General features: G+C 67.2%; 10 protein-coding genes. 5 read left to right on the forward strand and 5 right to left on the reverse strand.

Annotated elements, in window-relative coordinates:
* The first annotated feature begins 1,339 nt into the window (after positions 1 to 1,339).
* The gene (locus tag ACTWPP_RS38825; protein ID WP_443109446.1) at positions 1,340 to 1,729 is read left to right on the forward strand and encodes a hypothetical protein; all 390 of its coding nucleotides are present in this window, start codon (positions 1,340 to 1,342) and stop codon (positions 1,727 to 1,729) included.
* Positions 1,730 to 2,205: 476 nt separating this feature from the next.
* A complete protein-coding gene (locus ACTWPP_RS38830) occupies positions 2,206 to 5,163 on the forward strand; it encodes an AAA domain-containing protein (protein WP_443109447.1) in 2,958 nt (985 codons plus the stop codon).
* 554 nt (positions 5,164 to 5,717) lie between these two features.
* Here ACTWPP_RS38830 and ACTWPP_RS38835 read toward each other — a convergent pair.
* The 4 genes from ACTWPP_RS38835 to ACTWPP_RS38850 all read right to left on the reverse strand — a co-directional run bounded on the left by ACTWPP_RS38835 (position 5,718) and on the right by ACTWPP_RS38850 (position 7,495).
* Positions 5,718 to 5,969: a hypothetical protein gene (locus tag ACTWPP_RS38835; protein WP_443109448.1), complete on the reverse strand. Its 252-nt coding sequence runs from the start codon at positions 5,967 to 5,969 to the stop codon at positions 5,718 to 5,720.
* A gap of 57 nt (positions 5,970 to 6,026) precedes the next feature.
* The gene (locus tag ACTWPP_RS38840; RefSeq protein WP_443109449.1) at positions 6,027 to 6,620 is read right to left on the reverse strand and encodes a hypothetical protein; all 594 of its coding nucleotides are present in this window, start codon (positions 6,618 to 6,620) and stop codon (positions 6,027 to 6,029) included.
* A 340-nt stretch (positions 6,621 to 6,960) separates the two neighbouring features.
* Positions 6,961 to 7,083 carry a hypothetical protein gene (locus ACTWPP_RS38845; RefSeq protein ID WP_443109450.1) on the reverse strand — a complete coding sequence of 41 codons (123 nt, stop codon included), beginning with the start codon at positions 7,081 to 7,083 and terminating at the stop codon, positions 6,961 to 6,963.
* A gap of 4 nt (positions 7,084 to 7,087) precedes the next feature.
* Entirely contained in the window at positions 7,088 to 7,495 is a 408-nt protein-coding gene (locus ACTWPP_RS38850) for a hypothetical protein (RefSeq protein ID WP_443109451.1), read from the reverse strand.
* A 155-nt stretch (positions 7,496 to 7,650) separates the two neighbouring features.
* Between ACTWPP_RS38850 and ACTWPP_RS38855 the strand changes: the two genes are divergently transcribed.
* Both ACTWPP_RS38855 and ACTWPP_RS38860 read left to right on the forward strand, forming a co-directional pair.
* A complete protein-coding gene (locus ACTWPP_RS38855; RefSeq protein ID WP_443109452.1) occupies positions 7,651 to 8,427 on the forward strand; it encodes an aldo/keto reductase in 777 nt (258 codons plus the stop codon).
* A gap of 382 nt (positions 8,428 to 8,809) precedes the next feature.
* Positions 8,810 to 9,178, forward strand: a complete 369-nt coding sequence (locus tag ACTWPP_RS38860; RefSeq protein WP_443109454.1) for a nuclear transport factor 2 family protein — start codon at positions 8,810 to 8,812, stop codon at positions 9,176 to 9,178.
* Positions 9,179 to 9,440: 262 nt separating this feature from the next.
* Here ACTWPP_RS38860 and ACTWPP_RS38865 read toward each other — a convergent pair whose 3' ends face one another.
* Positions 9,441 to 10,253, reverse strand: a complete 813-nt coding sequence (locus tag ACTWPP_RS38865) for an alpha/beta fold hydrolase (RefSeq protein ID WP_443109455.1) — start codon at positions 10,251 to 10,253, stop codon at positions 9,441 to 9,443.
* Between the two features lie 339 nt (positions 10,254 to 10,592).
* On the opposite strand from ACTWPP_RS38865, the gene ACTWPP_RS38870 reads away from it, so the two are divergent.
* Positions 10,593 to 12,038 (forward strand): FAD-dependent monooxygenase, encoded by a 1,446-nt coding sequence (locus ACTWPP_RS38870; RefSeq protein WP_443109456.1) that lies wholly within the window; start codon positions 10,593 to 10,595, stop codon positions 12,036 to 12,038.
* Positions 12,039 to 12,237 lie beyond the last annotated feature (199 nt).

The following is a 12,237-nucleotide window of genomic DNA, read 5'->3' on the forward strand; positions in this document are numbered from 1 at the left end:
ACCAGCAAGAACATCGTCGAAGGCGTCCGCGCCAAACTCAAGCGCCTCGTCGGCCGAGACCTCGCCACTGAACCCGAACCCGGACTCTTCACCACAAAACCGAGCAATCCCTAACAAACAACCCTCTCAAGGGGCGGGACCAGCGTTGTCTGTCGATGCGCCGGAGAGCTGTCCCCCCGACGTCAAGGAGTCCCCCGATGTCCTTCGCCGAGCACATCGCGCCGATCTTCCGCGCGGCCATGGAGATCCTGCGGGACGAGGGGCGTCCGCTGAAGCCCGCCGAGGTGCGAGAAGCGGTCGCAGCGCGGTCACCATCGATCCACAGCATGAGGAGCCCAACGCGCACGGTCAGATTCGCTGGCATTCACAGCTGGGGTTCCGTACCGGGGAGGCAGCGTCGATCGGCTGGATGACCAAGAGAAACGGCTGGGCGATCACTGAGGCCGGGATCCGGGCTCGTCACCGCCCCCGACGAGCTGCGCGAGCGGCTGCGCGGCCTGGGCGCCCGGCAGCTGATCGTCACCTGCGCCGGCCTGCGGCCCGACCGCGGCGACGGGTCGCTCCGTGACCCAACCGACCTCATGAAAGTCGTCACCGACGAACAGTCGCAACACATCTCCCGCCCTCGATGCCGGTCACCTACCGGCAGCCGTTCGGGAGAACCATCAGCGACCTAATGAAGCAGTGCTCACGCCCCCCCGTCACGAGGCCGGGCGCGACATCCTCAGCGATCGACTCTCCCGGCTACCGGCAGGGGCACGGTCGCCTGCCAGCCATTCGGGATAACCCCGTTCAGGGCCGACGAACTTCCCGGAACCGGAGAGATACTCGATCAGGTGTGCCAGCAGGTGAAGGACGCCGACCTGGTCATCGCCGACCTCAGCGGCCTCAACCCCAACGTGGTCTTCGAGTCGGCGTTGCGGCAGGGCACCGGCAAGCCCACGATCCAACTGTCGGACGGCGGCGAACTTCCCTACTACCTCTCAAAGGTGCGGACCATCCGATTCCAACGCACCCCGAACGGGATGGTCCAAGCACGCCAGGAACTTCAGCGAACCCTGGAGGCGGGTCTGCGCGACGGGTTCGACATCCTCACCCCGGCCCGGATCCTCAACGGTGTCATCGTCGCGAAGCCGGGCGATCCGCCCGGCACTCCCGATGATGAGGACCGTCTCGGGCTCCTCGATGCCATGGTCCGCATTGAGGAAGATCTCGAGGCGATTCCCGAGGACATGGCGGAGATCGATGCCGCGTTCGAAGCGCTCGGATCCGCCAGCGAGGCGTTCGGAGCGGACTTCGCCCGGATGGGGGACGGGCCTCGCCCAAGGAGGGCCGGGCGGTGGCCATCCGCTATGCCGCAGCGGTCAGCGGACCGGCAGACTCCCTGGACGGCGCCGCGTCCCGCTTCTTCGAGCGGGTACGGAGTCTGGACACAGGGATCCGGGGAATCCTGGACTTCATGGGGTCCACTCCTCGCGCGGAGTGGCCGGACGAGTTCGAAAGCTTCCTCCACGAGATCGTCTCCTTCGCCGCGGCCTACGAGGAGAAGCCCCACGAAGTCGGGGAGGCCGTCGCCTTCTTGAACTGGGCAGGGAACATCTCCACGGCGTTTCGAAAGCCGTTCAAGCGAATGTCTGACGCGATCACCAGGGTGGAGAAAGCGTTCCCCTTCCTCCAGGAGTGGGCCAAGCTCGCCCAAGGCTTACTGGAAAGACCCGCCCCCGAGTGATCAAGAGCGTCCCATCATGGGCTTCGTCCGTCGGTCGGCACAGTCGTTCCGGCTGACGGACGACGCGTGCACGGACCACTCCACACCGAAAGCGCCCGAGCCTGCGACGACGTCCTCCCGGTCATCTAGACCGCAGGAGAACGGGTCATCCAGCGAGTCGGCACCGCCTATTCGACTCTAGGTCAATTCGCAGTCAGAGGATGTCGGCATAGAGCTCCGGTTCTGGCACACTGCAAACCGTTCGACACCGAGCAAAGTCCTATGTATGGGGCTGTTCTGCAGGAAGCAGCGACAGCGAGACGCCCTCAGGTGGGCGCCCCCACTGAAGCCCACCACGAGGTGCGGTTCGGTCGCGCTCGTCACGTTCCACGGCGTTCGGAAAGGAATCGATGGCGGAGAGGCAAGCCGGGCCATCGCCCGTAGCCCAATTGCACCGTGCGGTGCAGTTGGAGATCGCGGCGACCCTGCACAGCGACATGACGAATGCAGAGAAAGTGTCCCTGCATGACGGTCGACTCGTTCGGCAGTCCGGCTCCGAGCGGGAGTATCTGTTCTCCTGCAAGGGGTGGAAGGAAGCCTTCGGCAGCAGGGACCTGCTGGTCCGGACGTCGCGGTCCCGCAGCCCGTGGGAGCGCGCCGAGGCGACTCGGTCGCCGGATGGGAAGATCCGGGTGACCACGGAGGCGGACCTGGGTGCCCAGCCGGTGAACGCGCAGCTGGTCGAGGACGACACCGCGGGCCTGGTGGCGCTGACCGAGCGACTGGAGCAGAGGGGCACCGGCGCACCAGCGATGAACCTCACCGCCGCGGGGTGGCTGGTCGGTCAGGGCAAGCCGAAGATCGGCCGGTGCGCCGACACGGAACGGTTCGTTCCGGGTTATCGGAACCGCCAGCTGAACACCCGGCAGCGACGCGCCGTGGAACAGGCGCTCGGCAGCGAACTGACCTTCGTTTGGGGACCACCCGGCACCGGGAAGACCGAAGTGGTCGCGAGCATCGTTGAAGGCTGCTACCGGCAGGGTCTGCGTGTGCTCTTTCTGGCGCCGACGCACGTCGCGGTCGACCAGGCGCTGCTGCGGATGTGCGACCTGCTGGCTCGGGAACCCGAGTTCGAGTCGGGGCTGGTGCAGCGCGCCGGGGACATCGCCGTCGCGTCCCTCGCCACGAAGTACGGGGAGCAGATCGACCGGGGCCGCATCGCCGACAGGCTGGCCGGCGAGCTGGACGCCGAGATCGCGCGGGTCACGACGGAACTCGCCGGGGTACGCGGAGGCATCGCCCGCCACGAGGAAGCGGCGCGCGCCACCACTGAGTGCCATGAGCTCGAGCGGCGGCTGGCGGCCGCCGGCCAGTCCGTCCTCAGCGCCGAGGGGGGAGTGAGCGCCGCCGCCGGGCAGATCGCGTGGGTCCAGGAGCAGATGGCCCAGATCGGGATCCCTACGAGGCTGTTCGCCCAACGCAAGCAGGCGAAGCTGGATGCGCTCGACAACGAGCTGTATCACCACCGCCACACCTGGGAGACCTGCCAGCAGCGACTCGGAGACGCTCGGGCGGACTATAAGGGTTGCGAAGCCGAACTGGCCGCCATCGACTCGGCCTTGCCGGGCATCCTGGCCCGAGTGCAGGGGCTGGCTCCGGTGGCGCGGCTGCGGGAGGACGCCGGCCTGCTACAGCAGCGACTCGACAACCTGCAAAAGGAACGCCAGAAGATCGCGGACACGGTGCGGAGCCGCTGCCGGGTACTGGGCACGACGGTGTCCAAGGCGGTTCAGACCCGCCGACTGCTGGACGAAGTCGATGTCGTGGTCATCGACGAGGCAGGGATGGTGAACCTGCCGTCCGCCTGGTACACGGCGGGCTTGGCCCACAAGCGGGTCGTGCTGGCCGGTGACTTCCGGCAGTTGCCCGCCGTCACACGCGGTTCGAACAACCGCAAGGCACCGGCCCAGGACACGGAGCACTCCCGGCTGTGGATGGACCGGGACGCGTTCCACGCCGCCGGGCTCGTCGATATGCAGGGCGGCGCCCGCGTTGGCGACCTCAGGATGGTCACACTCAACGAGCAGTACCGCATGCGCCGGGCAATCTGCGCGGTGGTGAACGAAGTCGCCTATCCGGACGCGCCGCTGCTGACCGGCCGGAAGGAGGGGACGCGACTGCCGCCCTCAGCCCTGATCGAGGGCCCGCTGGTGCTCATCGACACCTCCAGCCGGGTCCCGGACCGGGGCAGGAGGAACGCCCACACCACCAACGCCGTCCATGAAGCCGTGATCCACGAGCTGATCCGGGGCTTGCAGTACGACACGGTTCTGCCCGCCCGCAAGCACACCGGGCTCGCCGAGGGGGAAGGACCGGCCGACCGACTCGCCGTCATCTGCCCTTACAAGAACCAGAAGAAGGCGCTGAACACGAGCTTGACCCACCGCTTCGGCGAGCCCTACGACGGTGTGGTGGACACTGTCCACCGCTTCCAGGGGAGCCAGCGCCCTCTCGTGGTGATCGATACCGTCGCGGGAGCCGGTGACCGGCTCGGCTTTTTCTACGAGGGCATCGGGCTGTCCTCGGCGACCTGCCGGCTGCTGAACGTCGCGCTGAGCCGTGCGCAGGACCATCTCGTCCTGGTCGCCAACACCGAGTTCATGCACCACAAGCTCAGCCCCGCGAGCGAGGCCGCCCGGATGCTCGAATACTTCGAGCGGCACGCCCAGCGGCTGCCGGTCGAGGAACTCATCCCGGTGCGCAGCGCCGCCGATCTGAGCGGCCTCGCCCCTGAAGAACTGGCGCGGCCCGCGTTCTTCCCCGCCGACGAGGTCTCCCGCGGCGTCGAATGGGACATCGCGCATGCCCGCCACAGTATCGACATCTACTGCGCCTTCCTCGCCACGAATCCGGTGCGGTACTGGCTTCGGCGCCTCGAACCGCAGATCGCCGCCGGAGCGCGTGTCACCGTCCACACCCGGCAGCACGAACCCGGTACAAAGGAGGCCGACCTCGTCGCGACGCTGCGGTCGGCCGGCTGCCGGATCGAGGCCCGCGAGCGCATGCACGAGAAAGTCCTGATCGTCGACGACACCGTCCTCTGGCACGGCTCCCTGAACCTGCTGGCCCACGGCGGCTCGACCGACCTGATGATGCGGATCACCGACCCGACGTCTTGCGAACGCGTCAGACGCATCGTCGATCGCGCCCGGATGGAGCGGCCCGCACGCTCTTGGCGCCCGGCGCCCCCTCGATCCGCTAAGGCACCACCCGCAGATGGGATCTCCCCCGGCGACATGGTCGACGGCCGCCTCTATCTCCGTGTGCCATACGAGGAGAAGGACGAGGCCAAGCGTCTCGTGCAGGCGAGGTGGGACCCCAGGCACCAGCTCTGGCACGTCGCAGCGAGCGTGCCGAGGGCCCACCTGAGCCGCTGGCTTCCCGATGACACGTGAAACGCGCACCCTCAAGGTGCTCGCCTTGTGGGATCACCGCGAGTCCCAGGACGGTGAAGCAAACGAATCTTTGGATGCGGGTAGCGCACCGGCGGGTGGGAGCACGCTCCTGAGCTGGAACGCGGTCAGCCCATCTCCAGGCCCGTCTACGCCGGAGTGGTCGAGCACTCCGTCTACGTCCACCCTGACGCCCAAGGCCAAGGTGGTGCCGCTTTCCTGAACGCGCTCATCACCTCGACCGAAGCCGCCGGGATCTGAACCATCCAGATCCGGGGTCTTCTCCGAGAACACCGCCCGCCTCACCCTCCACCACGGCGCCGGATTCCGCACCATCGGCGTCCGCGTACGTATCGGCCGACACCACGGAGGCTGACGCGGCGTCATCCTCCCCGAACGCCGCAGCAAGACAGCGGCGCAGTAGCCCAAGCCTGGTCAGGTTCTGATGTCGATCTTTCGGCGAAGGAGGCGCCGTGGTGTGCTCGCAGTACCTTGTGGCGGTGGCGGTCTCTGCCTCCTTACGGCGAGAGCATGCTCTCGGGACACGCCTCCGTTGATCACGACTGCCGGGGCGCTCTGGACGCCATTCCCGGGGTTCGGGAGTGTGCTTCTATCCGGTACAGATGGTCCGGGGCGCGACGACATCGCCCCCGGCCCAGTTGCGTGACTTGCAGTTCGGTCAGTCCCATGACCGTCTCGCTGAACGTGTCTGTGCCGATCACCGAGGCGGCGCCCATCACCGACAGACCCGCCTGGTTGGCATCGACCTGGTCGGCGGTGTGGTCCTGCCCGGCCACGGAGAGATTCATGGCGCGGATCTGCCGACATCCCTTTACCCACCGGGCTGGAGCAGCAGCCGGGATAGGTCATTCGGTCAAGGAGCGTAGGTAGGCCATGAGGGCTTGGCCGCGCGGGGAGAGGCGGTAGCCGGTCTCCAGGCTTTCGGTGAGGCCGAGGGCTTTGAGGCGGCGGACGTCCGCCTTGAAAGGGAGTTTGTCGCGGTCCAGGTGTTCGGCCAGGTCCAGGGCGCGCAGGCCGGGGCGTTCCTCGATCAGGCGCAGGACCTCGCGGGTCCAGGGGCCGCGGCGGCTGCGGGTGTCGATGGTGTCCAGGGCGGCTTTGAGGTCGGCCAATTCCTGGTCGGTCAGGTCGGCGTTGCCGGCCAGCTCCGATCGGGGGTCGGGGCCTCCCAGATGGAGCATGACGCGGTGGTAGCCGCCCTCCTTGGTGCTCTTGGACAGGGCGGTGAGCAGCGCCGCGCGGTCTTTGAAGCCCGAACGCAGGGCGTCCTGTTCGGTGATCTCCTCGGGGGTGACGGCCGTGACCGAGTCGATGACGATGACCCCCGCCCAGGTGCGCTGGGTGCTCCCCGCGCGGACCCGGGGCTCGGCCCACACCCGGAACACCCGATCGATCCGCCCGCCCGCGATCCCCTCAAGGACCTCCCGCCTGAACAGCACCGTTGCCTCCCGAGTGATACGCCTGTCCTTCTGCAATCTTCGTCGGAAGTACCTGCGAAAGGCCACAAGGCGTCCCGCCGATCTCCCGCCCCGCAGGGGAGGCAACGTGTCCGGTTGTACGTGGCCGCCTCCGGGAGCGACGCGAACCTGTCGCGGCGGTGAAGCGGTGGAGTGCGCTGACCGGTAGCGGGCGACGGCGCGAGTGAGGCGTGGATCCGATTGACGCATCCGCTCATCTGCACGAATACGCACCCGATCTGCGGCAGGAGGGATGTCCAGTACCTGACGTCGGCGACCACGGGCAACGCAGATCCGCGGCCGCACTCGGCACCCTGGGCTTCTACTCGGTGAACTCGGTCACGGAAAACGCCTTGTCCAGTCGGCCGGCGGCCAGATCGTCGTGGCGGATCACAAAGCTCCCGTAATAGAACTCGTCGGCCACGGGAAAGCGGGCGAGCGACATCCACTCACTCGTCAGCCGGTGCTTCTCCCTCTCCACATGGGAATACCATTTCGCCATCGGGATGACGATCTCTCCGGCCTTCCTCGCGCCCCGCGAGGGTCTGCTCCGCAATGCTCCTGATCACCTCATCGTCGACATACCCGCCGATGTAGGCGCTTGCGAGCCCTTCGTCAGGCGGCCAAAGGTCGTTGGTCAGAGCGCAGAGTTCATCCAGGTGCGGCATGTCACGCTCCAGGTCACGGGCCAACTGCTGCTGGAAGGGCGACAGGTCGTCCTCGTCCTCGTCGTCGGGCTCCGCGAACCAATCAGGCAGCTCTGCGAGGAGCGTGGCGCTGACGTCGAACTGCTTGCCGACGAACTCGGAGTCGGGGGGTTCTGCGACCGCGGTATCGGTGCCGGCCGGTACATGCACGACTCGCGCGTACCCCCATTGCCTGAGGACCGGTGCCCGGCCAGGCTCGGTCCAGGCAACGAACCTGCCGGCGGGCCTGCAAGTTCACTTAGGCTGTCGCGAATTGGCGACGGACCGCCGAGCACGGGAGGGGGTTGGCGGGCAGAATCGCAGGCATGACTCAGACTGTGAACCTGCCCGGTGGTACTGCGCTACCGATGATCGGTTTCGGGACCTGGCAGCTGGGGTCCAAGACGGCGTACGAGTCGGTGCGTGCGGCGCTTGACGTCGGTTACCGGCACATCGACACCGCGACGTTGTATCGGAACGAGGCGGACGTCGGCAGAGCCGTCAAGGATAGCGGCGTGGACCGGGAGCAGGTCTTCATCACCACCAAGCTGCGCCCGCAGGACGCGCGGCATGCCCGTCGCACCCTGGAGTCGAGCCTTCGCCTGCTCGACACCGGCTACGTGGACCTGTGGCTGATCCACTGGCCGACCGGGCGGGAAGAGCTCGTCCCGACGTGGCAGGAGCTGTTGCGGGCCAAGGACGCGGGACTGGTCCGCAACGCCGGGGTCAGCAACTACAGTCCGGCATTGATCGACCAGCTGACCGAGGCCACCGGGCAGCAGCCCGCGGTCAATCAGATTTCGTGGAGCCCGGCGCAGCACGACCCGGCCGCACTGGCGGAGCATCGACGCCGTGGGATCGTTGTCGAGGGCTACAGCGGCCTGAAGAACACCGATCTGCGCCACCCGGTTCTCACCGAGATCGCTCAGCGGCACGGAGTCGCTCCCGCCCAGGTCGTCCTCCGGTGGCATCTGGAGCACGACGTCGTGATCCTCCCCCGGTCCTCGCGACGGGAGCGCATCGCCACCAACTTCGACCTGGAAGGATTCAGCCTCACGAAGGAGGACGTCACCGCGATCGACGCCCTCGCCCGAACCGGCTGACCGAGTACCTCCAGATAGCCGAGGACCCGCGGCAAAGATCAACGACGGGCGACTCGCGCCGGGCCAGTCCTTGCCGTCCACCGCCTGGCCCGGCGGGTACGACGTATCCGCCGGAGTGGTGAAGGCCGCCATCAGCGTGTTGCGGACCGAGGGCCCGTGATCGGCCAGCAGGGCAAGGGCGTGGTCGTCCGCGACCAAGCCGACGCCGACGCGACCAGTGTCCGGGGGCGGTTGAACGCCTCGGCGTTCAGCTCTTTGTGTCGGCGGTAAGGGTTGGTTGTCGGGGTGATGTCGAGAACGCTCTGACCGCTCCGACCTATCAGGGAACCGCCGGTTCGCACGGCGGTGCGCCATCGACGGCACCTGATTCGAAGGAGCGGACATGTCACGGAACATCGAGACCGTTAACACCTACCTGGACGGTTTCCGTAAGAACGATCACGAGCAGATCCTGTCCTGCCTGACCGACGACATCGAGTGGACCGTCTTCGGCGCCTTCCACCTGACCGGCAAAGACGCCTACGACAAAGCCATCGACGGCCCGCCCGAACTCGTCAACCCGCCCAACCTGAAGGTCGTGCGCATGGTCGAGCAGGGCGATGTCGTCATGGCGGAACTCACCGGGACGGTGAAGCGGGCCGCGGGCGGCGAGCTCCGCATGTCCATGGCGGAGGTGTTCGTCATGCGTGACGGCAAGATCGCCGAGCGTCGTGCCTGGGTCATCGAACTGAAGGAGAATGACTACCGCTGACCCTGGGACGTCCTCGAACCCGTCGGGAGTCGGTTCCTCGGGCTGTCTGAAACCGGGGTGGACACCGCAGTCTCGATGAGCAGGCCATCGACAGGCTGACGGCAATCGCGGCCGACGCTGGGACGGCCGCTCGTCGACACCCTGGAACACAACGAGCTACGCAACTGCGGCACGGAAGCCGGGGACGATCCGAGTTCTGGGCTCAATGTGCGTGCATGCTGTGGTGCTGCCTTTATCGGAGCGGAGGTTTGGAGTGGCCGGGTCAGGCGGTGGTTTCGTCGAGGGGGTGGGAGGTTTCTGATCCAAGAAACCGGTGTACCTGCGGCACGATCAGGTCCGGTCGGACGAGGAAATCCATGTGGCCCCAATCCGGAATCTCCACGAAATCGCTGCCCGGAATGGCCTCGTGCAGCTCGCGTGCGTTCTTGATGGGGAGCATCTGGTCACCTCCGAAGCCGATGACCAGGGTCGGTGCCTGGATCATCGGGAGCAGGTCTCGGATATCGAGGCCGGTGGCGAGTGCGACCTGCCTCCTGAGCCCGGGCGGCCATTCGGCGCCGAGCGAGGCGGCAAGGCCGTCGTGGCCGAAGGTGTCGAGCATTGCCGGGCTGAATCCCTGAAGCAGCGCGAAGCGCTCGAAGAGCGCGAAGTCAGCGGTGAGCAGGTCCTGCCAGAACGCGAAGTTGAACCGGTCGCGCGGATCGGTGGTGTGAGTCGTACCGCCCATGAGGATGAGCCTGTGCACCAGTTCGGGGTTGGTGGCCGCAACGGCGGCGGCGACACACGCCCCCATGGAGAATCCGAGCAGATCCACCGGCCCGTCGGCGGCGCTTTTCGCGGCTGCGACGACCTGGCCGGCGAGTCGCTCGATGCTCAGGGGCCCGCCGTCGTCGGTGGTCTGTCCGCTGCCGCTGAGGTTGGGACGGATGACCGTGCGCGAATCGGCGAAGTGCGGAACGGCGCCACCGAACACCTTGGCGGCGTCACCTCCGGCGCCGTGGACCAAAACTAGCCCAGGCCCCTCACCGTCGATCTCATAGTGAACCTTATCGGGGCCTACGGCAGTGAACGGCATGGCGAACCTCTCATCACCCGGGGTTGTTTCGGTGACGATGGTAAGGACGGGTGATCACCATCGGCATCAGTCACGTGACCGGGTTCCGGGGTCGATTCGGCGCTGGGCAACCGGACCATGACCAGGGCCGGGATAAGTGACCGAGACGGCCCCCGCCGCCAACCCCCTGATTCAGCCCGGGAACCCCGCCTCCACAGGCCCCAGTCGCCATGTGTCTGCGGGTCTTTATCAGATGACGGATTTGGATGTTTCCGCAGGCTCTTACAGTGAGCCCAAGGCGCCCTCGACGAACTCGGACAGAGACTTCAAGAGACTTCACCTGAAGTGCTGGAGATGGTTATGACGACAACTACGGACGTCCTCGTTGTCGGCGCCGGCCCCACAGGGCTGCTGCTCGCGGGTGATCTGGCCCAGGCGGGCCTCGACGTCACCCTGGTCGAGCGCCGCCCCGACAAGATCAGCAACCTCTCGCGGGCGCTGGTCGTGCATGCGCGCACGCTGGAGCAGTTCGACGCGCGGGGCATCGCCGATGAGGTCGTGAAGGGCGGCCATCAGATCCCGCGCTTGCAGATCTTCCAGCGGGCCCGGCCCGACTTCTCCCGCCTGCCCACACGCTTCCCGTACGTGCTGTTCCACCCGCAGTACGAAGTCGAGCGCGTGCTGGCGCGCCGTGCCGGCGAGGCCGGAGTGAACGTCGTCCACGACACCCGCGTGGTGGACCTGGAACAGGATGACTCCGGGGTCACGGTCCAGGCCGGCACCGGCGACGAAGCCGCTCCGTCCAGGACCTTCCGGGCGTCCTATGTGGTCGGCACCGACGGGGTGCACAGCACTGTCCGTGACCTCGCCGGCCTGCCGTTCCCCGGCAAGACGATGCTCAGTTCGCTGATCCTGGCCGATGTGCGGCTCGCCGACCCTCCGCAGCAGCCCTTCAGCGTCAACGCCGTCCCGGACGGATTCTGCCTGCTCAGCGAGATGGGGCAGGGGTGGCACCGGGTGACCGGCTGGAATCGTCACCACCAGTTGCCCGACGACAGTCCCCTCGAGGACGACGAGATTCAGGAATTGCTGGACATGGTGTTCGGGTCCCGTTACAAGATCGCCGAGATCCGCTGGAAGTCGCGCTTCCACAGCGACGAGCGCCAGGCCCCGCACTACCGGGTCGGCCGGGTGTTCCTCGCCGGGGACGCGGCCCACGTGCACTCACCGGCAGGCGCCATGGGCATGAACGTCGGGCTCCAGGACGCCGCGAACCTGAGCTGGAAGCTCGTTGCCGTGATGCGCCACGGCGCACCCGGCCGGTTGCTCGACACCTACGAAACCGAGCGGCACTCCATCGGCAAGGTCGTCCTGCGCCTCAGCGGTGCGCTGGTGCGCGCGGCTCTCCTGAGGAATCCCGCCGCGAGGGCGTTCCGGTGGACCGCGGCCTCGATCGTCACGAGGATCCGGCCCCTGGTTGACCGGATGGCATCCATGATCTCGGGTATCGGCCACGCGTACCCTGCCGAGCGAGGAGCCCATCCACTCACCGGCCAGCGCGCCCCCGACTGGGAAGTCACCGAAGGGCGACTCTATGAGGTGCTGCGCGAGCGCCGTTTCGTCCTGATCACACCGAGCCGCTCTCCCCGCCATGTTTCCGTCCCGGATCACATAGTCCGTGCCCATTGGGATCGTGACACCTCCGTTCTGGTACGCCCCGATGGATACGTCGCCTGGGCGCGTGACAAGCGAGACGACAGCGGACTGCGCGAGGCGATAGCCGAATCGGCCGGTGAGGGCCGCTGAGGCTTGGCCGGGCGCCGCAACCGTCAACGCCCGCAGAATCGCGGTGACTCACGGCCCGGCCGACGTTGCGACATGACCGACCGCAGGCGGGGGGCATTGGCCGGCCGCACGGCGGGCGGAGTGCGCACGGGCGGAGTGCGCGCGGCCGGCCGCCGCCATGGCCGCGGTGAGTGTTCTGGCGCTGGGTCGGGGTGATCGA

Source organism: Actinomadura sp. 3N407 (genome assembly GCF_052245875.1).
Classification (GTDB): Bacteria; Actinomycetota; Actinomycetes; order Streptosporangiales; family Streptosporangiaceae; genus Spirillospora.

Bases quoted from the DNA above. Each gene is read 5' to 3' on its own strand.
- ACTWPP_RS38830 (WP_443109447.1), top strand. From the start codon at position 2,206: ATGACGAATGCAGAGAAAGTGTCCCTGCATGACGGTCGACTCGTTCGG.
- ACTWPP_RS38835 (WP_443109448.1), bottom strand. From the start codon at position 5,969: ATGAATCTCTCCGTGGCCGGGCAGGACCACACCGCCGACCAGGTCGAT.
- ACTWPP_RS38845 (WP_443109450.1), bottom strand. From the start codon at position 7,083: ATGTCGCTCGCCCGCTTTCCCGTGGCCGACGAGTTCTATTACGGGAGC.
- ACTWPP_RS38855 (WP_443109452.1), top strand. From the start codon at position 7,651: ATGACTCAGACTGTGAACCTGCCCGGTGGTACTGCGCTACCGATGATC.
- ACTWPP_RS38860 (WP_443109454.1), top strand. From the start codon at position 8,810: ATGTCACGGAACATCGAGACCGTTAACACCTACCTGGACGGTTTCCGT.
- ACTWPP_RS38865 (WP_443109455.1), bottom strand. From the start codon at position 10,253: ATGCCGTTCACTGCCGTAGGCCCCGATAAGGTTCACTATGAGATCGAC.
- ACTWPP_RS38870 (WP_443109456.1), top strand. From the start codon at position 10,593: ATGACGACAACTACGGACGTCCTCGTTGTCGGCGCCGGCCCCACAGGG.